At 74.3% G+C, this 24,555-nt stretch carries 4 protein-coding genes; 1 reads left to right on the top strand and 3 read right to left on the bottom strand.

Features of this window, described 5'->3' with window-relative positions:
* Positions 1–22: 22 nt before the first annotated feature.
* Together ACFWVP_RS25585 and ACFWVP_RS25580 are read right to left on the bottom strand one after the other, a co-directional pair.
* Positions 23–4,780, bottom strand: a complete 4,758-nt coding sequence (locus tag ACFWVP_RS25585) for a type I polyketide synthase (RefSeq protein WP_384500050.1) — start codon at positions 4,778–4,780, stop codon at positions 23–25.
* On the bottom strand, positions 4,777–10,221 hold the full coding sequence (locus ACFWVP_RS25580) for an SDR family NAD(P)-dependent oxidoreductase (RefSeq protein ID WP_384500049.1): 5,445 nt from the start codon (positions 10,219–10,221) through the stop codon (positions 4,777–4,779). The genes ACFWVP_RS25585 and ACFWVP_RS25580 overlap by 4 nt, the downstream gene beginning before the upstream one ends.
* 637 nt (positions 10,222–10,858) lie before the next feature.
* Between ACFWVP_RS25580 and ACFWVP_RS25575 the strand changes: the two genes are divergently transcribed.
* The gene (locus ACFWVP_RS25575; protein ID WP_384500048.1) at positions 10,859–13,636 is read left to right on the top strand and encodes an AAA family ATPase; all 2,778 of its coding nucleotides are present in this window, start codon (positions 10,859–10,861) and stop codon (positions 13,634–13,636) included.
* Positions 13,637–13,927: 291 nt separating this feature from the next.
* Here ACFWVP_RS25575 and ACFWVP_RS25570 read toward each other — a convergent pair whose 3' ends face one another.
* Positions 13,928–24,469, bottom strand: a complete 10,542-nt coding sequence (locus ACFWVP_RS25570) for an SDR family NAD(P)-dependent oxidoreductase (protein ID WP_384500047.1) — start codon at positions 24,467–24,469, stop codon at positions 13,928–13,930.
* Between the last annotated feature and the right edge of the window lie 86 nt (positions 24,470–24,555).

Below are 24,555 nucleotides of genomic sequence, written 5' to 3'. Positions count from 1 at the left end.
GGGGTGTCGTGGGAGTGCGGGGTCACGCCGAGCCGAGTTCGTTGTCGATGAACGCGAAGACGTCGTCGGCGGAGGCTTCTTCCAGGCGGCCGGTGACGGCTGCCGCATCCTGGCCGAGGGTTTTGTCCAGGTCGTTGAGCAGGGTCTGCAGGCGGGTGGTGACCCTGCTCCGTTCCAGGTCCTCGGCGGTGAGGTCGCCGAGCCGGGCGGCGACCCGTTCGAATTCGGCGACCACGGCGTCCACGGAGGTGTCCGCGCCGGCGAGTTCGGTGCCCAGGTACTTGGCGAGGGCGGCTGGGGTGGCGTAGTCGAAGATGAGTGTGGCGGGCAGCGGCACCCCGGCGGCGCCGCTGATCCGGTTGCGCAGGTCGACCGAGGTGAGCGAGTCGAAGCCCAGGTCGCGGAAGGCGCTGGTCGGTTCGACGGCTCCGGCGTCGCCGTATCCGAGGACGGTGGCCGCCTGGCCGCAGACCAGGTCCTGCAGGGCGCGCTCGCGTTCCCCTCCGGTGAGTCCCGCGAGCTTCTCCGCGAAGCCGTCGGTCGCGTTCGCGCCGTCCGTCCCGGCGGTGCGCCGGGCCTCCGGGAGTGCGGAGAAGAGCGGGCTGGGCCGTGTCGCGGTGAACGCGGGGGCGAACACCGACCAGTCGACGTCGGCGACGGTGACCGTGGTGTCGCCGCCGTCCAGGGCGCGGCGCAGCGCGGTGAGGGCGGTGTCCGGGTCGAGCAGGGACATGCCCATCGCACGGGCCGAGGAGCGCACCGTGTCGTGCGCCGCCATGCCGTCGCCGCCCCAGGGTCCCCAGGCCACGGAGGTGGCGGGGAGTCCGGCCGCGTTCCGGTGTTCGGCCAGGGCGTCCAGGTAGGCGTTGGCGGCGGCGTAGTTGGCCTGGCCGGCGCCGCCGACGGTGGCGGTCAGGGAGGAGAACAGCACGAACGCCGAGAGGCCGAGGCCGGCCGTCAGTTCGTGCAGATGACGGGCGGCGTCCGCCTTGGGGCCGAGGACGCGGGCGAACCGGCCTGCGTCCAGGGCGTCCAGGACGCCGTCGTCGAGGGCGCCGGCCAGGTGCACGACGGCCGTCAGGGGGTGCTGCGCCGGTACGGAGTCCAGCAGGCCGGCCAGTGCCGACCGGTCGGCGACGTCGCAGGCGGTCAGGGTGACGCCGGTACCGGTGGCGGTGAGTTCACGGACCAGGTCGGCGGCGCCGGGCGCGTCCGGACCGCGGCGGGAGGCGAGCAGCAGGTGTTCGGCGCCCTCGGCGGCGAGCCGGCGGGTGACGGCTGCGCCGACCGCGCCGGTGGCGCCGGTGACCAGCACGGTGCCGGACGGCTGCCAGGGGGTGCCCGCGCGGGCCGGGGCACGCTCCAGCCGGCGTCCGTAGGCGCCGGATTCCCGGATCACGACCTGGTCCTCGCCTCCAGCGTCGCCGAGCAGCCCGGCGAGGCGGGCCACGGTCCGCGGACCGACCTCGGCGGGCAGGTCGACGAGGCCGCCCCACCGATCGGGGTGCTCCAGGGCGGCGACCCTGCCGAGGCCCCACAGGGCGGCCTGGGCGAAGCCGGTGACGGTGGCTCCGGCGCCGTGTGCGACGGCGTCCCGGGTGGCACACCACAGCGGGGCGTCGGCGCCGGTGTCCCCGAGGGCCTGGACGAGGGCGGCGAGGGCGTCGGGCCGTGTCGCCGGGGCGGACAGATACAGGATGCCGTCGGCCGTGCCCCGGCCGGTGAGTGCGGCGGCCAGTGCGGCACGGTCGGCGGTGTCCTGCACGGTCAGGGTGTCGACGTTCAGCCCGTGGCCGGCCAGGCCCCTGATCAGGCCGGTGGCCCACGGCGCGTCGGCGACGGACTCGGGGACGACGGCCAGCCAGGTCCCGCCGAGCGCCGGGGTGGCGGAAGGCGCCAGCGGTTCCCAGGTGACGCGGTAGCGCAGTCCGTCCGCCGCGGCGGACGCCTGTCGCCGCCCGTGCCAGGTGGCGAGGGCGGGCACGACGGCGGCGACGGATCGCTCGTCGTCGAGACCGAGGGTGGCGGCGACGGCGCTCACGTCCTGCTCGCGCACCAGGTCCCAGAACGGGTCGCCGGCGTCGCCGCCGGAGCCGGCCGCGGCCTGACGCTCGGCCTGCAGGATGGGGGCGTCCTCCCAGTGCCGGTCCCGCCGGAACGGATAGGTCGGCAGGTCGACGGTGCGGCCGCCGGTGAAGACCGTGCGCCAGTCGGGCCCGGTGCCGGTGAGGTGGAGGCGGCAGAGGGCGTCGACGAGGGCGGCGTCCTCGGCACGGTCGCGGCGCTGGGTGCCGATGGCGTCGGGGACCACGTCCTGCGCCATGGTGCTGAGCACGGAGTCGGGACCGATCTCCAGGAAGCGGGTGGCACCCTCGGCGGCGAGTGTGGTGACCCCGTCGTGGAAGCGGACGGCCTCGCGGACGTGCCGCACCCAGTAGTCGGCGCCGGCCAGGTCGTCGGCGATCCGGCCGGTGACGTTCGAGACGACCGGGAGCGCGGGCTCGTGGAAGGTGAGGCCGGCCAGGACCTCGCGGAAGGATTCGAGCATCGGGTCCATGCGGTGCGAGTGGAAGGCGTGCGACACCTTCAGCCGGGTGCTCTTCCCCGCCCTGGCGGCGACGGCGAGGACGGCCTCCTCGTCGCCGGAGACCACGACGGAGCGCGGGCCGTTGACGGCGGCGATGTCGACACCGCCGGTGAGGAGCGCGGTGACGTCGGCCTCGGGGGCGCGCAGGGACACCATCGCTCCCCCGGCCGGCAGGTCCTGCATGAGACGGCCCCGGGCAGCGACCAGGGTGACCGCGTCCTTCAGATCGAGCACGCCGGCGACATGGGCCGCGACGATCTCGCCGATGGAGTGTCCGGCGAGCAGGTCGGGACGGACGCCCCAGTGCTCCAGCAGCCGGTAGAGGGCGGTCTCGAAGGTGAACAGCGCCGCCTGGGTGTAGACGGTGCGGTGCAGCGGCGCGTCGGCGCCGTCGGCGTCCTCGTCGAACATGACGTCGGCCAGCGGCCGGTCGAGATGCGTGTCGAACGCGGCGCAGATCTCGTCGAAGGCGGCGGCGAACACCGGGAAGGCGGCGTGCAGGGTGCGGCCCATGCCGGGGCGCTGCGAGCCCTGGCCGGAGAAGAGCACGGCGAGGCGGCCGGGTTCGGGGGCCACGACGGGCGTGCGGGTGCCCGCGGCGACCTCGCGCAGGGCGGCCAGCAGTTCGTCCCGGTCACGTCCGGTCACGGCGGCGCGGTGGCTGAACAGGGAGCGGGTGGTGGCCAGCGAGTGCCCCACGTCGTACGGGTCGAGGTCTCCGGCGACCGCCAGCAGCCGTTCCGCCTGCCGCTGCACGGCGTCGGCGCCCTTGCCGGAGAGCAGCCAGGGTACGACGGGCAGTCCGGCGCGGTCGGGGGTGCTCTCGCCCGTCTCGGCGGGCGGGGCCTCCTCCAGGACGGTGTGCGCGTTGGTGCCGGAGATGCCGAAGGAGGAGACGGCGGCGCGGCGCGGCCGGCCGTCACCGTCCCAGGGGCGGGGTTCGGTGAGGAGTTCGACGTCTCCGGCGTTCCAGTCGACAGCGGTGCTGGGGGTGCCGACGTGCAGCGTCCTGGGGAGGGTGCCGTGGCGCATCGCCATGACCATCTTGATGACGGCGCCGACTCCGGCGGCGGCCTGGGCGTGGCCCATGTTGGACTTGATGGAGCCCAGCCACAGCGGCCGGCCCTCGGGGCGGTCCTGCCCGTAGGCGGCGATGACGGCCTGGGCCTCGATGGGATCGCCGAGCGTGGTGCCGGTGCCGTGGGCCTCCACCGCGTCGATGTGGTGCGGGGCCAGCTGGGCGTCGGCGAGCGCCTGCCGGATGACACGTACCTGGGCCGGCCCGCTGGGCGCGGTGAGGCCGTTGGAGGCACCGTCCTGGTTGACGGCGCTGCCTCGGACGACGGCGAGCACCGGGTGGCCGTTGCGGCGGGCGTCGGACAGCCGCTCGACGAGGAGCATGCCCGCGCCCTCGGCCCAGGCGGCGCCGGCGGCGTCGTCGGAGAAGGAGTGGCAGCGGCCGTCGGGCGACAGCGCGCGGCGCTCGCTGAACTCGACGAACATCTCGGGGCTGGCCATGACAGCGGCTCCGCCCGCCAGCGCGAGGGAGCATTCGCCCTTGCGCAGCGACTGGATCGCGGAGTGGAGGGCGACCAGCGAGGAGGAGCAGGCGGTGTCCATCGTGACCGCCGGACCCTCCAGTCCGAGGGTGTAGGCGATCCGGCCGGAGACGATGCTGCCGGAGATGGTGCCGCCGAGGTAGTCGTGGTGCATCAGGCCGACGAAGACACCGGTCTGCGTGCCCTTCACGGCCGTGGGGTCGATGCCGGCCCGCTCGAAGGCCTCCCAGGTGACCTCCAGCAGCATGCGCTGCTGGGGGTCGGTGCCGGGCGCGTCCTTGGGGCTGATGCCGAAGAAGGCGGGGTCGCACTCGGCGGCGTCGTGCAGGAAACCGCCGTGGCGCACATAGGACTTGCCCGGGGCCCCGGGTTCGGGGTCGTAGAGGGCGTCGACGTCCCAGCCACGGTCGGTGGGGAAGTCGGAGACGACGTCGACGCCCTCGTCGACGATGCGCCACAGGTCCTCGGGGGTGCGTATCCCGCCGGGGTAGCGGCAGCCCATACCGATGATGGCGACGGGTTCGTGGTCCTGCTCCTCCAGCTCCCGTACGCGGCGCCGGCTGCGCTCCAGCTCGGTCGTGGCCCGCTTCAGGTAGTCGCGGAGCTTGTCGGCCGTTGCCGGGTCTTCCATCACAGGGCTCCCAGTTCGTTGTCGATCGTCGCGAAGAGTTCTGCGTCGCTGGCCTCGCCGAAGTCCTGCGGCGACGCGGGCGCGGCGCCACCGCCGCGGGCGTCCTGCCAGCCACGGAGCAGTGCTTCGAGGCGCGCGGTGACGCGGGCGTGGCTGCTGTCCTGGTCGGGCAGGCCGAGCAGGGCGGCCTCGAGCCGGTCCACGTCGGCCAGGGCGGACCGGGCGAGGTCGGCCGGTCCTGGGACGAGTGCGGTCTTGAGGTGGGCGGCGAGTGTGCGGGGCGAGGGCTGGTCGAAGACCAGTGTCGCCGGGAGGGTGAGGCCGGTCGCGCCCGCGAGGAGGTTCCGCAGCTCGACGGCGGCGAGCGAGTCGAAGCCCATCTCCTGGAAGGCGCGTCCGGGGTCCACCGACTGCGGTGAGGGGTGCCCGAGCACACCGGCGACATGGGTACGGACCAGGTCCAGCAGGACACGGTCGCGTTCGGTGTCGGGCAGGGCGGCGAGCCGCTCGCCCCAGGAGACGGACGAGGGACCGTCCGCGGTGTCGGCGCCGGGCCTTCGGGCCGCGGGGCGGACGAGTCCGCGCAGCAGCGCGGGGACGCCGTCCGGCCTGGCCCGTACGGCCGCCCCGTCCAGCCGGACGGGAACCACGAGGGCGTCCTCGGCACCGAGGGCCGCGTCGAACATGCGCAGTGCCTGGGCGGGGGCCAGGGGCGGCAGGCCGAGGCGGCGCAGCCGCTCCAGGTCGGCCGATTCGATGCCCGCGCTCATGCCGCCGCCCGATGCCCACAGGCCGTAGGCCAGCGAGACGGCGGGCAGGCCGAGGGAGCGGCGGTGGACCGCGAGGCCGTCGAGAAAGGTGTTGGCGGCCGCGTAGTTGGCCTGGCCGCCGCCGACGAGCAGACCCGCGGTGGAGGACAGCAGGACGAAGGCGGACAGGTCCGACTCCCGCGTCAGGTCGTGCAGGTGCCAGGCGGCGTCCACCTTGGGCCGCAGGACCCGTTCGACGCGGTCGGCGTCGAGCGTGGCCAGGACCCCGTTGTCGACGACGCCGGCGGCGTGCACCACAGCGCGGACCGGGTGCCGGCCGAGCAGTGCGGCGAGGTCGGCGCGGTCCGCGACGTCGCAACGGGCGAGGGTGACCTCGGCACCGAGCGCGGCGAGTTCGTCACGGAGGCCGGCCGCGCCGGGGGCGTCCGCGCCGCGCCGGCCGGCCAGCAGCAGGCGGCGTACGCCGTGCTCGGTGACCAGGTGGCGGGCGATCAGGGCGCCCAGGCCCCCGGTGCCGCCGGTGATGAGCACGGTGCCGTCAGGGTCCCAGGCGAGGGGGCCGCCGGGCTTGGCGCGGGCCAGGCGCGGCACGCGTACCTCGCCGTCCCGTACGGCGATCTCCGGCTCGTCGGAGGCCAGCGCGGTGGCGAGGGCGGAGTCCGGCGCGGCGCTGCCGTCGGTGCCGATCAGCAGGAAGCGGCCGGGGTTCTCTGCCGCCGCGGCGCGCACCAGGCCGAACAGCGGGCTGTGCGCGAGCTGGTCGCCGCGCAGCAGTACGGCGAGCCGGCGGCCGGTGAAGCGTTCGTCGTCGAGCCAGTGGCGCAGGGTGTCCAGGGTGGTGCCGACCAGGTCCCGTGCCCGCTCCGGCAGGCCGGTGCCGGCGGCGGGGTCGGCGGGTACGGCCAGGACGACCGTGCCGGGCACATCGCCCGCGTCCGCCAGTGCGGCGAGGTCGCGGTGCCGGGGCACGTCGAGGCCGGCGTCGGCGCCGCACACGGCCAGGGCGGACGGGACCGGGTGCGCCGTGCCCGGGGCCGGGACGAGGTCGACCCGGTACAGGGGGTCGTCGGCGTCCGCGGTGAGCTGGTCGGCCGTGACGGGGCGGGCCACGAGGCCGCGGACGGTGGCGACGGGTGTGCCGTCCCCGTCGGCCAGGTCGAGGCGTACGGAGTCGTTCCCGGCCGGGGACAGGCGCAGGCGCAGGCGGTCGGTGCCCGCCCGGTGCAGGGTGACGCCGCTCCAGGCGAAGGGCAGAACGGCCTGTCCGCCGGCCAGGTCCAGCAGGTTGACGTGCAGGGCGGCGTCCAGCAGGGCCGGGTGGATGCCGAACGCGCCGGCGGTGGTGCGTGCCCCCTCCGGCAGGGCGGCTTCGGCGTACAGCTCTGCGCCCCGGCGCCACATGGCGCGCAGGCCCTGGAAGACCTCGCCGTAGCCGTATCCGGTGCGGGCCAGTTGGGTGTAGAGCCCGTCCAGGCCGACGGGTTCCGCGCCGGCGGGGGGCCAGGTGGCGGGGTCGGCGGGCGGCGCCCCGTCGGTGGGCGCCGTGGTCAGGACACCCCCGGCGTTACGGGTCCACGGGGTGTCCGGGGTGTCGGTGCGGCGGGACCAGACGGTGAGTTCGCGGCGGCCGTCCCGTTCCGCGCCGACGGCGACCTGTACGGCAACGGAGCCGTGTTCCGGCAGGGTGAGGGGGGCGTGCAGGGTGAGTTCCCCGACGGTGTCGCAGCCGGTCTGCGCGGCGGCCCGCAGCGCCATCTCGACGAAGGCGGTGCCGGGCAGCAGAACGGTGCCGTGGACGGCGTGGTCGCCGAGCCAGGGGTGGGAGGACAGGGACAGCCGCCCGGTGAGGACCGCGCCCTGGGTGTCGGGCAGTTCGGTCGCGGCGGTCAGCAACGGATGGCCGGTGGCCTGCTGTCCGAGCCCGTCGGCGTCGCCGGTGCCGCCCGCTGCGGCCTCGAGCCACAGGCGGGTCCGCCGGAAGGCGTAGGTGGGGAGGTCGGCGACCCGGGCGTGGTGCGGGGCGTGGAACGCCTCCCAGTCGACGGTCCCCCCGGCGGCGTGGAGCCGGGCGATCGCGCTGACGAATCCGTGCGGTTCGTCACCGTCGCGGCGCATGACGGGCAGACACACGCTGTCCGGGGGGAGGCACTCGGCTGCCAGGGCGGTCAGCGCCGCGTCCGGGCCGACCTCGAGAAACGCCCGGACGCCCAGGTCGTGCAGGGTGTCGAGAGCGGGGGCGAAACGGACGGTGCGGCGGACATGGTCCACCCAGTAGCCGGGGGTGGTGAGCTCGCCGGGGCCGGCGAGGGCGCCGGAGAGGGCGGAGACCACCGGGATCCGGGGCTCCTGGTAGTCGCACCGGGAGGCGGCCTCGGCGAAGGCTTCCAGCATCGGGTTCATCAGCGGCGAGTGGAAGGCGTGGGAGACCTTGAGCCGCTTGCCGCCTCCGAAGCGGGCGGCGAGTGCGTCGACGGCCTCCTCGGTTCCCGAGACCACCACGGAGCGGGGGCCGTTGACGGCGGCGAGGCCGACCCGCCCGTCGAGGTACGGGGCGACCTCCTCCTCGGTCGCCCGCAGCGCGGCCATGGCACCGCCGGCCGGGAGGGAGGCCATCAGGCCGCCGCGGGCGAGGACGAGGGAGACCGCGTCCGGCAGCGAGAACACCCCGGCGACGTGGGCGGCCGCCAGTTCACCGACGGAGTGACCGGCCAGGTGGTCCGGCACCGCGCCCCAGGACTCCAGCAGCCGGTACATGGCCACCTCGGTGGCGAAGATCGCGATCTGCGCGTAATCGGTGCGGGTGAGCAGCGTGGAGTCACCGTCGATCACCTCGCCGAGCGGGCGCTCCAGACGGGGGTCGGCGAGCGCGCACACCGCGTCGAACGCCTCGGCGTAGACCGGGTAGGCGCGGTGCAGGGCGCGGCCCATGCCGGGGCGTTGGCTTCCCTGCCCGGTGAACAGGAACGCCGTCCTGCCGCCGACCGGGGTGAGCGGGCTCGCGGCGGCCAGGGCGTCGAGCAGTGCGCCGGTGTCGCTGCCGACGGCGACGGCTCGGTACGCGAAGTGGGTGCGGGTGGTGGCCAACGACAGCGCGATGTCCGCCGGAGCGGCGTCGTCGTGTCCGGTGAGGTGATCGCGCAGGCGGGCGATCTGGCCGGTGAGTGCCTCGGAGCTCCGGCCGGTGACGATCCAGGGCACGGGCGTGGCGGCGGGAACGCTCGCACGGGGTTCGGCCACCGCGGCGGTGGGTGTCTCCTGGGTGCCGGGGGCGGCCGCAGGTCCTTCTTCGAGGGGGGCCTGTTCCAGCACGACGTGGGCGTTGGTGCCGCTGATGCCGAAGGAGGAGACGGCCGCGCGGCGCGGACCGCCGGTGTCGGGCCAGGGGCACCGCTCCAGGGCCAGTTCGACGGCTCCCGCGTCCCAGTCCACCTGGTCCGTGGGGGCGTCGACATGGAGGGTGGGCGGCACCTCCCCGTTGCGCATGGCCATGACCATCTTGACGACCCCGGCGACGCCTGCGGCGGCCTGGGTGTGACCGAGGTTGGACTTGACGGAGCCCAGCAGCAACGGCCGGTCGGCGGGGTGCTCGCGGCCGTACGTCGCCAGCAGCGCCTGTGCCTCGATCGGGTCGCCGAGTGAGGTTCCGGTGCCGTGCGCCTCGACCACGTCGACGTCGGCGGCGGTGAGTCCGGCGCCGACCAGTGCCTGGCGGATGACCCGTTGCTGGGAGGGGCCGTTGGGCGCGGTCAGCCGGCTGCTGGCGCCGTCGGAGTTGACGGCGCTGCCACGGACCACGGCGAGCACCGGATGTCCGTTACGCCGGGCGTCGGCCAGACGTTCAACGAGCAGCATGCCGACACCCTCGCCCCAGCCGGTGCCGTCGGCGGCGGTCGAGAAGGCCTTGCACCGGCCGTCGGGGGCGAGGCCGCGCTGCCTGCTGAAGTCGACGAACGTCTCGGGGGTGGACATCACGGTGACCCCGCCCGCCAGCGCGAGGGAGCACTCGCCCGCCTGCAGCGCGCGCACCGCCCAGTGCAGGGCGACCAGCGAGGAGGAACAGGCGGTGTCGACGGTGACGACCGGGCCCTCCAGGCCGAAGGTGTAGGCGATGCGCCCGGAGGCGATACTCGCTGCGCTGCCGTTGGCGAGGTAGCCGTCGAGGTCGTCGGGGACGGTGTCGAGGCGGGTGGCGTAGTCGTTGTACATCACACCGGCGAAGACGCCGGTGCGGCTCCCGCGCAGGGATGCCGGGACGATGCCTGCCCGCTCGAAGGCCTCGAAGGACGTCTCCAGCAGCAGGCGTTGCTGCGGGTCCATGGCGAGGGCCTCACGGGGGCCGATGCCGAAGAAGTCGTAGTCGAAGTCGGCGGCGTCGTGCAGGAAGCCGCCCGTGCGTGCGTAGGTCGTCCCGGGCCGGTCCGGGTCGGGGTCGTACAGGGTGTCCACGTCCCAGCCGCGGTCGCCGGGGAACTCCGACACGGCGTCGGTTCCCGTCGCCACCAGGTTCCACAGGTCCTCGGGCGAAGAGACACCGCCCGGGTAGCGGCAGCCGATCCCGACGATGGCCACCGGGCCGTGTGCGCGTTGTTCGTTCTCGCGCAGCCGGCGTCGTGCCTCGCGCAGATCCGCCGTCGTACGCCTGAGGTAGTCGAGCAGCTGCTCTTCGTTGTTCACCAGCGCGCCATCCGATCGGGATCGAAAGTGGGCCTCGGTCCTGCGGACTGTCTCCGGACGGGATCCCGGTCCGCTTCCCCCTCCGTTGACGGAGGCTAGGTAGGGGACGGTGGCGCTTGATACCCCTACGGCCCCCAGGGCCCGGGAGCCGGTACAGGGGGCGGCCGGACGGAGTGCCCGAACGGGCAGGCGCGATACGGGAAACGTGACCGGTTTCATGCGCGTCGCGGCCCGATTCTTTTCTTCACTTTCCGGTAAATCAATCGACCGGGAAAGCCGTCCCGCCAGGCATCATGAACAGGAAGTAACTTCCGGAAGGGCTTGGTTGACAACGTTGACAACGACCTATAGCCTCGCCATTCATTTGATTGAGTAGCTCTTTTCTCTCCCTCCGGAAAGGATTGCCGAACCGATCGAATCGCGCCACACAAAAGAATGACGCTTTCCTACTGCTCTCACATTCGGAACCGTCGTAGGGTTGGACCGCAGCCCCGACAGGCCGCCACCGCAACGACGCAGTGGCGACCCTCGGCAGCAGAACGCGGGCAGAACAAGGGACTCCGACCGGTCCCATATCGCCGTATTTCATCCCAGACTGGCGCGAATCCATGTGAGTTACTGGACACAGGGGGACCCCGTGCGCCTTTTCGACCGCTCCAAAGAATTACAGATACTTAACGAGTCGTTTACCGAATGCACTCGAAGATCCGGGCGGCTGGTGATAGTCACGGGTGGCCCCGGTTCCGGGAAGACCCAGCTCCTGCACGAATTCCTGGCCGCTCCGGACCGATCGGACGCACGCATACTCCACGGCACGGCACACCCGGCCCAGCGGGACCGGCCGCTGAGTCTGCTGCGGCAATTACTGCGCAACGGTGAGGTGCAGCCCCTACCGTTGAACCCCACGCAAGGGGTCGGCATACACGCAGAGGCATTCTCCCGGCATTCGGAGTACCGAGCCGGAACGGAATGCGAAGTTCCGGAGCCGGACACGACAGAGGCGCTGCTGAGGCTCGCAGAGGGCGACGGCCCCCTGGTGGTGGCCGTGGACGACGCCCACCTCATGGACGAGGCATCCCTGTGCGCCGTCGTCCATCTGCTGAGCAGGAGCCGCTTCCGGCCCGTCCTCGTGGTGTGCACCACATCCGGCCATTCCGGCACCGGCCGGTGCTCGGCCGCTCACGCCGAGCTGATCCGCCGACCGCACCGCCGGGCCCGTCTCGGTCCCCTGTCGGAGCGGGGTGTCGGCGAACTCCTCGGCGCGCAATCGGGTGCCGCCCTGCCGGCCGGGGTGGGCCGCGCCTTCCACCGGGCCACAGCCGGCAACCCCCTGCTGGTGCACGCCCTGCTGGACGACAGCACCCGCTTCGGCCACGACACCGACCGGCCCATCGCCGGCACCGCCTACCGCCAGGCGGTGCTGTCGCTCGTGCACCGCGGTGAGCCGCACCACCTACGGGTGGTCCGGACGCTCGCCGCCCTCGGCGCACCCGCTTCCTCCGGCACTCTGAGCGATCTGGCCGACACCTCGCCCACCGGTGTCGAGGAGGCCGTCGAGGCCCTCAACTCCGTGGGGCTGCTCGACGGTCACGTCTTCCGGCTGCCGGCGGCGGCGACCGCGGTGCTCGACGACATGGACGCCCCCGCGCGCACCGCACTGCACGAACGCATCGCCGACCTGCTGTACCGCTCCGGCGCGCCCGCCGGTGACATGGCCCGGCACCTGCGCGCCGCGGACCGGGTCCCGAACCCGTGGGGCCCTGGCGTGCTGCGTGCCGCCGCCGAGCAGGCCCTGGCCGCGGACGACGTGGAGCTGTGCAGCAGTTACCTGGAGCTGGTGCTGCGCGACTGCACCGACCCGAAGGAGCGCAACGCCCTGTCGGCCGCCCTGGCCCGGGCGGAGTGGCGCGTGAACCCAGCCGCGGCGGGCGCCCACCTGGAGCCGCTGCGCCGGCCCGCGCTGGACGGTGCGCTGAACATGCGCGACACCGCCACCGTCATGAGGCACATGCTGTGGCAGGGCGACACCGAATTGGCCGCCGAGACCGTGGCCACGCTGGTGCCCGCGCACTCTCCGGGCGACGCGCAGATCCTCGTCGAGGTCGAGTTCGTGCGGCAGTGGTTCTACGGCGTCGGGCTGCCCGCCAGGAGCCCGCAGGGCGCCGGCGAAGACCTGCGTCGGCGGGCTCCCGACAGCGGACTGGCCGCGCAGGTGGCGATACTGGTCGGCGGTGTCGCCACGGACGACTCCGCGGCGGCCGTGGCCCAGGCACTGCAGGGCAGCAGACTCGACCACCTCAACCTGGAGCTGGTGGCGATGGCGCTCCTCGCGATCGCCCACGCCGACCGGCCCGCGGTCGCAGCCGAGGCGTGCGACGCCCTGCTGGAGTCCGCGGTCGAGCGCCGGGCGACCACATGGCAGGCGCTGCTCGGCAGCGTACGGGCGGAGATCGCGCTGCTGCGCGGGGACATGACGAAGGCGGCCGAAGGGGCCGACACGGCGCTGAGCAGCCTGCACGACGAGAGCTGGGGAGTCCTCGCCGGGCTTCCGCTGTCGACGGCGATCTTCGCCCACACCGCCATGGGCGCCTACGACGAGGCCGAGCGGGTGCTCAAGCGGGACGTGCCCGAGCCGATGTTCCGCACCGTCTTCGGCATCCAGTACCTGCGGGCCCGGGGGCACCACTACCTCGTCACCGACCGGCCGTTCGCCGCGCTCAACGACTTCGAGACGTGCAGTCGGCTGATGCGGCAGGGAAACTCCAGCCTGCAGAAGGGCATCCCCTGGCGGTCCGACCTGGCCCTGGCGAATCTGCGGATCGGCAAGGCCCGCACCGCCCGGGAGTGCGCCGAGGAGCAGCTGCGACTGCCCGGCGGTCACAGTTCCCGCGCGCGGGCGATGGCGTTGCGCATGCTCGCCGCCACCAGCAAGCCCCACCGCCAGGCCTCGCTGCTGCGTGAGGCGATCGACCTGCTCAAGCTCTGCGGCGACCAGCACACCCTTGCCCAGGCCTACGCCGACCTGTCAGCGGCCCACTACGAACTGGGCGAGTACGCCCGCGCCCGGCTGGTCGCCCGCCAGGCGGCCCGTGAGGCGGAGGCCTGCAGCGTCGCTTCGCCGGTCGACGCGCACCTGCTGGAGGATCCGGGGCAGTCCGAGGGGGCCGAGGCCGAGGGCACGGCCATCCTGAGCGACGCGGAGTGCCGGGTCGCGGGCCTGGCCGCGCTGGGGTACACCAACCGCGAGATCAGCGGGCGGCTGCATGTCACGATCAGCACGGTGGAACAGCACCTCACCAGGGTCTACCGCAAGCTGAACGTGGCCAGCCGGTCCGAGCTGCCGCCGAAGATGCTGGAGCACCGCATCCCGAAACTGTCCGACCGCTGGGCTGCCACCCACTCCTCCGCGGGCTGACCTCCGACCCGGCCCGCCCGGTTCACCCCGCTCCCGTGGCGACGGGATGCCACTTCTGCCTGCACCGCACGGCCCTCTCCCCGAGTCCCCAGAGGCTCCGGAGGGGGCCTTTCGACCGACCGGGCCAAGTCGCCGACGGCGGCCGTGCGGCCCGTGCGGCTCCTCGGCAGGCTCGGCGCAGCCAGGCCCGGGGGCACGAGACGGGTGAAGCCCGGCCTCACGGGAGGGGTGAGGCTGGGGTGTATCCCACACCCCAGCCTCACCCGTCCCACCGTCCCGCCCGTCGTCGGGTCAGCCGAAGCTGCCGAGTTCGTCGTCGAGGATGCCGAAGAGCTCGTCGGCCGTGGCCGCCTCCAGCCCCTTCTCTCCGGCGTCGTCGGCCTTTCCGGGTTCCCGCCAATGCCCCGAACCGTCCCAGTGGGCGGTGAGGGCCCGGAGGCGCACGGCCACCCGGGCACGCCGCTCGTCGTCGAGCCCGTCGGAGCCCAGCGCGGCACCCAGCAGCGTCTCCAGGCGTACCACCTCGGCCTCGACGTCGACGAGTTCCTCGTCGGCCCCGGCCCCGCCCATTTCCTCGAACAGGTGCTCGGCGAGGGCGTCGGACGTCGGGTAGTCGAAGGTCAGCGTGGTGGACAGCCGCAGCCCTGTCTCGGCGCCGAGGCGGTTGCGCAGCTCCAGCGCGGCGAGCGAGTCCACACCGAGGTCGCCCAGCGGGCGTTCGGGGTCGACGGCACTGCCGGAGCCGTGTCCGAGGACGTCGGCCACGTGGCCGCACACCAGGTCGACCAGCAGCCGCCTGCCGTCCACGGCTCCGAGTGCGGCCAACCGCCGCGACAACGGCTCCGCCGCCTCCGGGGCGGCCTCCACCGCCCGGGCTGCCCGGCGGGCCGGCGCCGGCGTCCGTGCCAGCGCACGGACGAGGGCCGGTGCGTCCTCGGTGACCTGGACGCGCATCGGCAGCAGCAGCGAACCCTCGGTGGTCAGGGCCTGGTCGAACAGGGACAGCGCCCGGTCGGCGGGCAGCGGCAGGATGCCGTCGCGGGCCAGCCTTCGCATCTCGGCCTCCCCGAGCCCGGCCGCCATGCCGTCGCCGGTGTCCCACAGACCCCAGCCCAGCGACAGGGCGGGCAGCCCCTCCGCCCGCCGCCGCGCGGCGAGGGCGTCGAGGAAGGCGTTGCCCGCCGCGTAGTTGGCCTGGCCCGCCGCTCCCAGGGTGCCGGCGGCGGAGGAGAAGAGGACGAAGGCGTCCAGGTCAAGGTGTCCGGTGAGCTCGTGCAGGTGCCAGGCCGCGTCGGTCTTGGGCCGCATCACCGTCTCCATGCGCGCGGCTGTGAGGTCGGTGAGCAGACCGTCGTCCAGGACGCCCGCGGCGTGCACGACAGCGGTCAGCGGATGGGCTTGCGGTACGGAGGCCAGCAGTTCGGCCAGGGCGGCGCGGTCGGTGGTGTCGCAGGAGGCGACCCTGATCCGCGCGCCTGGGGCGACGGGGTCCTCGTACCCCTCCGCGTCCGGTGTCCGGCCGCCGCGGCCGACCAGCAGCAGGTGCCGGGCGCCGTGGTGCTCGGCCAGGTGCCGGGCGAGCAGGCGGCCGAGGCTGCCGGTTCCGCCGGTGATGAGGACGGTGCCCTCCGGGTCCAGTGGGATGGCAGGCGTCGTCCCCGGCCGGCCGGCCGGAATCAGCTCCGGTGTGTACACCGTGCCGCCGCGCAGTGCGAGTTCGGGCGCGCCGGTCGCGACGGCGGCCGGCAGGACCGCGGCCGAGGCGGCGTCACCGTCGGTGTCGGCCAGCACGAACCGTCCGGGGTGCTCGACGGCGGCCGACCGCACCATGCCCCAGATGACGGCCTGGGCCGGGTCCGGCGCCCCGTCGGGGGTGACGGCGACCGCGGAACGGGTGACGACGACCAGGGGGGTGCCGTCCGCGGGTCCGGCCAGGTGCTCCTGGAGCGCGGCGAGGGTGCGCACGGCGGTCTCGCGGGCCCGGGCCGGCAGGTCGGCGTCCGAGGCGTCGTCCAGGGCCACGGTCAGGGTGCGGGGCTCGGCCGCCGCCCCGTCGGCGGTCACCTCCCCCGGGGTCCAGCGCACGGTGAACAGGTCACCGGGGGCGGAGGCGGAGGCATTCAGCTGCTCGGCCGTCACCTGGCGGATGCGCAGCGACGCCGCCTCGGCGACCGGTGCGCCCGAGGTGTCGTACAGGGCCAGGGTCATGTGGTCGGTGCCGTGCGGGGTGAGCCGCAGCCGCAGGGCGGTGGCGCCGGTGGCGTGCAGGGTGACGCCCTCCCAGGCGAAGGGCAGGGTCATGACGGCCGGGTCCTGGCCGTCGAGCAGGTCGATGGCGTGGAGCGCGGAGTCGAGGAGTGCCGGGTGCAGTCCGAAACCGTCGGCCGCGTCGGCGTCGGGGAGGGCGAGTTCGGCGAAGACCTCGTCCCCGAGCCGCCAGGCGGCGCGCAGGCAGCGGAACAGCGGGCCGTAGCCGTACCCCTGCTCGGCGAGGTGGCCGTACAGACCGCTCACCTCGACGGGGACGGCACCTTCGGGCGGCCACACGGCGACGGGGGCCGGTTCGGGAGCGGTCTGCGGGGCGAGGACTCCGGTGGCGTGCCGGGTCCAGTCGTCGTCGGTGCCCTCGGGCCGGGCGTGCACGGCCAGTTGCCTGCGTCCGTCGGTGCCGGGAGCCTCGGCGGTCACCTGGAGGTGCACGGAACCGTGCCGGGGAAGTACCAGCGGCCGCTCCAGGGTGAGTTCCTCCACGTGCGGGCAGCCTGCGCGGTCGCCGGCCTGGAGGGCGAGTTCCACGAAGGCGCTGCCGGGGAGCAGGACGACTCCCGCGACGGCGTGGTCGGCCAGCCAGGGGTGGGTGGCCAGGGAGAGGCGGCCGGTCAGCGCGACGGTGTCGGCGGCGGCCAGGGTGAGGACGGCTCCGAGCATCGGGTGCCCGGCGGGCGACTGGCCGAGCCCGCAGGCGTCGGTGGCCGTCCCGGGCCCGTCCGTCAGCCAGAGCCGCTGCCGCTGGAAGGCGTACGTCGGCAGGTCGACGCGGCGGGCGTCGGTCCCGGCGTGAACTCCCCGCCAGTCGATGGGCAGGCCACGGACGTGCGCGGCGGCGACGAGCCCGGCGAGCGTCACCTCCTCGTCGCGCTCACGGCGCAGGGCCGGCACGAACACCGACCGCTCCGGGTCGGCGAGGGCGTGCGCGCCCATGGCCGACAGGACGGCGTCGGGGCCGAGTTCGAGGAAGGTGCGGACGCCGTCGTCCTCCAGGGCGCGGATCACGTCCCCGAAGCGGACCGTCTCCCGGACGTGACGCACCCAGTACTCGGGCGAGCACAGCTCGTCCTCGGTGGCGTACGTGCCGACGACGTCGGAGGCGACGGGGATCGTGGGCGTGGCGTAACTCAGTTCGCGAGCGGTCTTCTCGAACTCGGCCAGCATCGGGTCCATCAGGGGCGAGTGGAAGGCGTGGCTGACCCGCAGCCGCTTGGTGCGGCGGTCGGCGAAGGCGGCGGCGACCGCCTCCACCGCCGCCCGCGTACCGGAGACCACGACCGCGCGCGGGCCGTTGACGGCGGCCAGGGACACGTCGGGGCCGAGGTGCGGCAGCACCTCGGCCTCGGTCGCGTCCACGGCGAGCATGGCGCCGCCCTCGGGCAGGGCCTGCATGAGCCGGCCGCGCGCGGTGACCAGCCGGGCCGCGTCCGCGAGGTCCCAGACGCCGGCGACGTGGGCCGCGGTCAGTTCGCCGATGGAGTGTCCGGCCAGCCGGTCCGGGCGGATGCCGTAGGACTCCAGGAGGCGGTACAGGGCCGTTTCCACCGCGAACAGGGCGCTCTGGGTGTAGAGCGTCTGATCGAGCGACTCGGCTGCGTCGGTTCCCGGTGCGGCCCACATGACCTCGCGCAGCGGCCGGTCCAGGTGGGCGTCCAGGGCCTCGCACACCTCGTCCAGTGCCCGCCGGAAGGCGGGGTGGGCGTCGTACAGGCCACGGCCCATGCCTGCCCGCTGGGCGCCCTGCCCGGTGAACAGGAAGGCGGTGCGGCCGGCGACGGGCCGGCCGCGCACGACGGTGTCGCTGGTGGCACCGTCGGCCAGCGCGGTCAGGCCGGCCAGCAGTTCGTCCCGGTCACGGGCGACGACCGCGCCGCGGTGGGTGAGGGCGGCACGGCCCGTGGACAGCGAGTGGACGAGGTCGGTGATCCGCTCGTCGGCGACGGCGCGCAGCTGGTCGGCCTGGTCGGCCAGTGCCCCGGGGGTGGCGCCGGAGAGGACCACGGGCAGCAGGGGGGCCTGGATCCCGGCCTCGGTGTGGGGGCCGGTGTCGTCGTCTGGGGCCTCCTCCAGGATCACGTGCGCGTTGGTCCCGCTGATCCCGAACGACGACACCCCCGCACGACGCACCCGCTCACCCCGCACCCACAAACGCTCCTCCTCCAGCAACCGAACCCGCCCCACACCCCACTCCACCTTCCGCGACGGCACACCCACACCCAACGTCCGGGGCAACACACCCTCCCCCAACGCCAACACCATCTTCATCACACCCGCCACACCCGCAGCCGCCTGCGCATGACCGATATTCGACTTCACCGACCCCAACCACAACGGACGCCCCCCCGGCCGATCCTGACCATACGTAGCCAGCAACGCCTGAGCCTCGATCGGATCACCCAACTCCGTCCCCGTACCATGCCCCTCCACCACATCCACATCAGCACCCGACACCCCCGCCGACACCAACGCCTGCCGCACCACCCGCTGCTGCGACGGACCATTCGGCGCCGTCAGACCATTCGACGCACCATCCTGATTCACCGCACTACCCCGCACCACCGCCAACACCCGATGCCCCCACCGCCGAGCATCCGACAACCGCTCCAACACCAGCACACCGGCGCCCTCCGACAGGGCCGTGCCGTCCGCCTCCTCGGCGAAGGACTTGACGCGGCCGTCCGCGGCGAGATTGCGCTGCCTGCTGAAGTCGACGAACGTGTCGACGGTCGACATCACGGAGACTCCGCCCGCCATCGCCAGGGTGCACTCGCCCCGTCGCAGCGCCTGCGCGGCGAGGTGCAGCGCGACCAGCGACGAGGAGCAGGCCGTGTCGACGGTGAGGGCGGGCCCCTCCAGACCGAGGGCGTAGGCGACCCGGCCCGAGACGACGCTGCCGAGGCTTCCGTTGCCGAGGTAGTCGCGGACGGCCTCGGGGACGTCGCGCAGCCGGCTGCCGTAGTCGTGGTACATGACGCCGGCGAACACCCCGGTGCGGCTGCCGCGCACACTGTGCGGGTCGATGCCGGCGCGCTCCAGTGCCTCCCAGGAGGTTTCCAGCAGCAGCCGCTGCTGCGGGTCCATGGCGAGGGCCTCACGGGGGCCGATGCCGAAGAAGTCGTGGTCGAAGTCGGCGGCGTCGTAGAGGAATCCGCCCGAGCGTGTGCTGCAGTGGCCCGGCTTGCCGGGCTCCGGGTCGTACAGGGTGTCCAGGTCCCATCCCCGGTCGTCCGGGAAGTCGCCGATGCCGTCCCCGCCGTCGGCGAGCAGCCGCCAGAACTCCTCGGGGGTGGTGACACCACCGGGGTAGCGGCAGGCCATGCCGACGATCGCCACAGGTTCGTCCGCCGCGTACGCCGTCTCCGGTGTCGCGGTGCCGGGGGCGTCCGCGGCGTCGCCGAGGAGTTCCGTCCTCAGGTATCGCACCAGTGCGTCGGCGTCCGGGTGGTCGAAGACGAGGGTGGCGGGCAGCCGCAGGCCGACGGCGCCGCCCAGACGGTTGCGCAGTTCGACCGCGGTCAGCGAGTCGAATCCGGCTTCGCGGAAGGAGCGGCGCGGGTCCAGCACCATGTCGGTTCCGTGACCGAGGACCGCGGCCACCTGGGTGCGGATCAGCTCCATCAGCTCCGCGTCCCGTTCGGCGGGGCCCAGAGCGGCCAGCCGGTCGGCCAGGGAGACGCCGGCTGCCCTGGCGGCCGCGGACCGGCGGGCGGGGGCGGGCACCAGACCGCGCAGCAGGGCCGGGACACCGTCGGCGCCGCGCAGGGCACGCAGGTCCAGGCCGATGGGCAGCAGCAGCGGCTCGTCGGCGGCGAGCGCGGTGTCGAGCAGCCGCAGTCCCTCCTCGGTGGGCAGGGGCCGGACTCCCGCGCGCGTCATGCGCTCGACGTCGGCGTCGGTGAGGTGGGCGGTCATGCCGGTGCGCTGTTCCCAGAAGCCCCAGGCCAGCGAGAGCGCCGACAGCCCCAGGGAGACCCGGTGCGCGGCGAGGGCGTCGAGGAAAGCGTTGGCGGCGGCGTATCCGGACTGTCCGGCTCCGTCGACGGTGCCGGCGGCCGAGGAGAACAGCACGAACGCCGCGAGATCCATGTCCCGGGTGAGCTCGTGCAGGTTCCAGGCGGCGTCCGCCTTGGGCCGCAGCACGGCGTCCAGGCGTTCGGGTGTCTGGTCGGTGACCAGCCCGTCGTCGAGGACGCCCGCGAGGTGCACCACGGCGGTCAGGGGATGCGCCGCGGGTACGTCGGTCAGGAGCGCGGCCAGCTCGTCGCGTTCGGCGGCGTCGCAGCGGGCGACGACGACCTGGACGCCCTGCTCGGCGAGATCGGCGAAGTCGTCCGCGGCGGTGCCGCTGCGCCCGGCCAGGACCAGCCGGCGCACGCCGTGTCCGGTGGCCAGGTGCCGGGCGACCACGGCGCCGAGCACGCCGGTGCCGCCCGTGATCAGTACGGTGCCGTCGGGGTCGAGCGGGGTGGCGCTCCCCCGTACGACGGCGCGGGCCAGCCGGGGCACCCGGACGGTGCCCGCGCGCAGGGCCAGCTGCGGTTCGCCGCTCGCCGCGGCGGCGTGCACCGCGGCGGCGATCCGGTCACCGTCGTCGCCGTCCGCCGTGCCGGGGGCGCTGTCGACGAGGACGACGCGGTCCGGGTGTTCGCCCTGGGCGGCGCGGACGAGGCCCCACACGGCGGCACCCGCCAGATCGCCGGCGCCCTCCTCGCCGGTGGTGACCGCGCCGCGGGTGAGGACCAGCAGACGGGCGGCGACCGTCCGGTCGTCCGCCAGCCAGCCCTGCAGGGCGGTCAGGACCCGTCCGGTCGCCTCGCGCACCGAGGCCACCGGGTCGTCGCCGCCGGCCACCGGCAGTACCACCCAGTCGGGCAGCGGTGCGAGCGCGGCCGCGCCCCTCTCGTCCAGTACGGCGTGAGCGGGAGTCGCCGCATCCGGTACGGGTACCACGGGCCAGTCCAGCCGGTACAGGTCGTCGGCGTGGACCGGGGAGGCCAGCGCCCGGCCGTCGACCGGGCGGGAGACCAGGGCCTCGACGGAGGCGACCGGTGCGCCGGTGGGGTCGGCCAGTTCCAGGGAGAGCGTGTCGCCGCCGCGGAGGCGGACCCGCAGGGCGGTGGCCCCTGCCGCGTACAGCGACACACCGGTCCAGGCGAAGGGCAGCCGGGCCGTCTCCTGGCCGTGCGCGTCGAGGCCGTCGGCGTGCAGGGCGGCGTCGAACAGCGCCGGGTGGAGGCCGAAGCCGCCTGCCTCACCGGGCAGTTCGACCTCGGCGTACGTCTCGTCGCCGCGGCGCCAGGCCGCGCGCAGGCCCTGAAAGGCCGGCCCGTAGTCGTAGCCGAGGGCCGCCAGCCGGGCGTAGGCGTCGTCCACCGGGACCGGTGCGGCGCCGTGGGGCGGCCAGGCCGCGAGGTCGAAGGCGGGCGGCGCGGTCTGCGGGGCGAGCAGGCCCGAGGCGTTCAGGGTCCAGGCTGCCTTGTCGGTGCCTTCGGGGCGTGAGTGAACGGTCACCGCGTGGTGCCCGTGGTCGTCGGCAGGGGCCACATGCAGCTGGAGCTGGGCGGCGCCGCGCTCGGGCAGCATCAGGGGTGTCTGCAGGGTGAGTTCGGCGATGTGTCCGCAACCGAGGTCGTGGCCCGCGCTCAGCGCCAGCTCCACGAGCGCGGTACCGGGCAGCAGGACGGCGCCGGAGACTGCGTGGTCGGCCAGCCAGGGTGTGGTGGACAGCGAGAGCCGGCCCGTGAACAGGGTGCCGCCGCCCGCGACCGGGACGGCCGCGCCGAGCAGCGGATGGCCGGCGCTCTCGAGCCCGGCGGCGGTGACGTCCCCGGCGGCCGCGGACCGGCCGAGCCAGTAGCGCTCACGCTGGAAGGCGTAGGTGGGCAGGTCCGCGGGCCGCACCGGCATCCCTGCGAACGCCGGGGACCAGTCGACCGGGACGCCCGCCACGAACGCCTCGCCCAGCGAGGTGAGCAGGCGTTCGGCGCCTCCGTCGTCGCGGCGCAGCGAACCGAGACCGGTGACGACCGCGTCCGCGGCGTCGGCGGTCTCCTCGATGCTGTTGAGCAGGACGGGGTGCGGGCTGCACTCGACGAACACCCCGTAGCCGGCGTCCAGCAGGGACCGGGTGGTCGGCTCGAACAGGACGCTCCGGCGCAGGTTGGTGTACCAGTAGCCGGCGTCCAGCGTGGTGGTGTCCAGGACGCCGTTGGTGACGGTGGAGTAGAACGGCACGTCCGCGGCTCGCGCCCGTACGTCCGCGAGGTCGGTGAGGAGCCGTTCGCGGATCGACTCGACGTGGGCGCAGTGCGAGGCGTAGTCCACCGGCAGCCGCTTGGCGCGTCCGCCGTCGGCGACGATCGTCTCGCGCAGGGCGTCGAGGGCGTCGGTGTCCCCGGAGAGCACCACGGAGGAGGCGCCGTTGACCGCGGCCACGGAGACCCGCCCCTCGTGGGCGGCGACGAGTTCGCGTGCCCGGGACTCGGGCAGGGCCACCGACATCATGCCGCCCCGGCCGGAGAGCGCCTCGGCGATGGCCCGGCTGCGCAGGGCCACGACGCGCGCGCCGTCGGAGAGGCTGAGCGCGCCGGCCACGCAGGCGGCGGCGATCTCACCCTGGGAGTGGCCGATGACGGCGGCGGGACGCACCCCGTGGGCGCGCCACACCTCGGCCAGCGACACCATGATCGCCCACAGCGCGGGCTGTACGACGTCCACCCGGTCCAGCGGGCGGCGTTCGCGCACGGTCTCGATGAGATCCCAGTCGGTGAAGGGGGCGAGCGCCTCGGCGCAGTCGGCCATGGTGGCGGCGAACACCGGAGAGGCGTCCAGGAGGTCGGCTGCCATGCCGGCCCACTGGGAGCCCTGCCCGGGGAAGACGAACGCGACGCGGGACTCCCCCGCCGGAGTGCCGCGCACCGCACCGGACGCAGGGTCGCTCTCGGCCAGGGCGGTGAGGCCGGCGGTCACGGCGCTCAGGTCCGCGCCGACGACGACGGCCCGCCGGTCCAGGGCGGCGCGGGCGGTGGCCAGGGCGTGGGCGACGTCGGGCACGGGATCCGTGCCGGTGGCGAGGTGGTCCAGAAGGCGGCGGGCCTGCGCGGCCAGTCCCGGCTCGTCACGGGCGGACAGCACCAGCGGCAGCGGCCGGTCCCAGACCGGCTCCTCGGCGCGCGGCTCGGGGTCGGGGGCCGCCTCGACGATGACGTGGGCGTTGGTGCCGCTGATCCCGAAGGAGGACACCGCGCCACGGCGGGGCTCGCCGGTGGCGGGCCACTCGCGCGGTTCGGCGAGCAGCTCGACGGCGCCGGCCTCCCAGTCGACCTGGGAGGTGGGCCGTTCGGCGTGCAGGGTCCGGGGCAGCCGGCCGTGGCGCATGGCCATCACCATCTTGATGACGCCGGCGACTCCGGCGGCGGCCTGCGTGTGCCCGATGTTGGACTTCACCGAGCCCAGCCAGAGCGGTTCCTCGCGGTCCTGGCCGTAGGTGGCCATGAGGGCCTGCGCCTCGATCGGGTCGCCGAGCGGGGTGCCGGTGCCGTGCGCCTCCACGGCGTGCACCTGGTGCGGTTCCAGGCGGGCGTTGGCGAGGGCGGCGCGTATGACGCGCTGCTGGGAGGGGCCGTTGGGGGCGGTCAGCCCGTTGGAGGCGCCGTCCTGGTTGACGGCGGTGCCCTTCACCAGGGCGAGCACGCGGTGGCCGTTGCGGCGGGCGTCGCTCAGCCGCTCCAGCAGCAGCATGCCCACGCCCTCGCCCCAGCCGGTGCCGTCCGCGCCCTCCGCGAAGGACTTGCAGCGGCCGTCCAGGGCGAGGCCGCGCTGACGGGAGAAGTCGATGAACGTGTCCGGGGTGGACATGACGGTCACCCCGCCGGCCAGGGCGAGACCGCACTCACCGGTGCGCAGGGCCTGGACGGCCAGGTGGAGGGCGACCAGTGAGGAGGAGCAGGCGGTGTCGACGGTGACGGCCGGGCCCTCCAGGCCGAGGGTGTAGGACACGCGACCGGAGGCGACGCTGCCGAGGTTGCCGTTCCCGAGGTAGCCCTCGACGCCCTCGGGAACGTCCGTGAGCCAGCTGCCGTAGTCGTGGTACATGACGCCCGCGTAGATGCCGGTGCGGCTGCCGCGCAGGGTGTGCGGGTCGATGCCGGCGCGTTCGAACGCCTCCCAGGCGGTTTCCAGCAGCAGCCGCTGCTGCGGGTCCATGGCGACGGCCTCGCGCGGGCTGATACCGAAGAATCCCGGGTCGAACCGCGGCGCGTCGTGGAGGAATCCGCCCTCGCGCACATGGGTGCGGCCGGGAGCGTCGGGGTCGGGGTCGTAGATGGCGTCGACGTCCCAGTCGCGGTCGGCGGGGAAGTCGCCCACGGCGTCCGCTCCGGCGTCGACCAACTGCCACAGCTGTTCGGGTGTGCTGACGCCGCCGGGGTAGCGGCAGCTCATGGCGACGACGGCGACGGGCTCGTGCGCGGCTTCGGAGATCCGGTCGTTGTGCCGGCGGAGCCGCTCGTTCTCGAGCATGGCCTCGCGCAGCGCCTCGACGATCTGCTCGACGGATGTGTCCACGGTCGGTGTCGCTCCCTGCTGACTCGACGGCGCTGATGATGCGATGGGGTGGAGGTGCGCCGGGCGCGGATCGCCGGTGCCGGACG

Origin of the sequence: Streptomyces sp. NPDC058637 (assembly GCF_042717325.1) — a bacterium.
Classification (GTDB): domain Bacteria; phylum Actinomycetota; class Actinomycetes; order Streptomycetales; family Streptomycetaceae; genus Streptomyces.
This window is presented reverse-complemented; position numbering and strand designations above follow the sequence as displayed.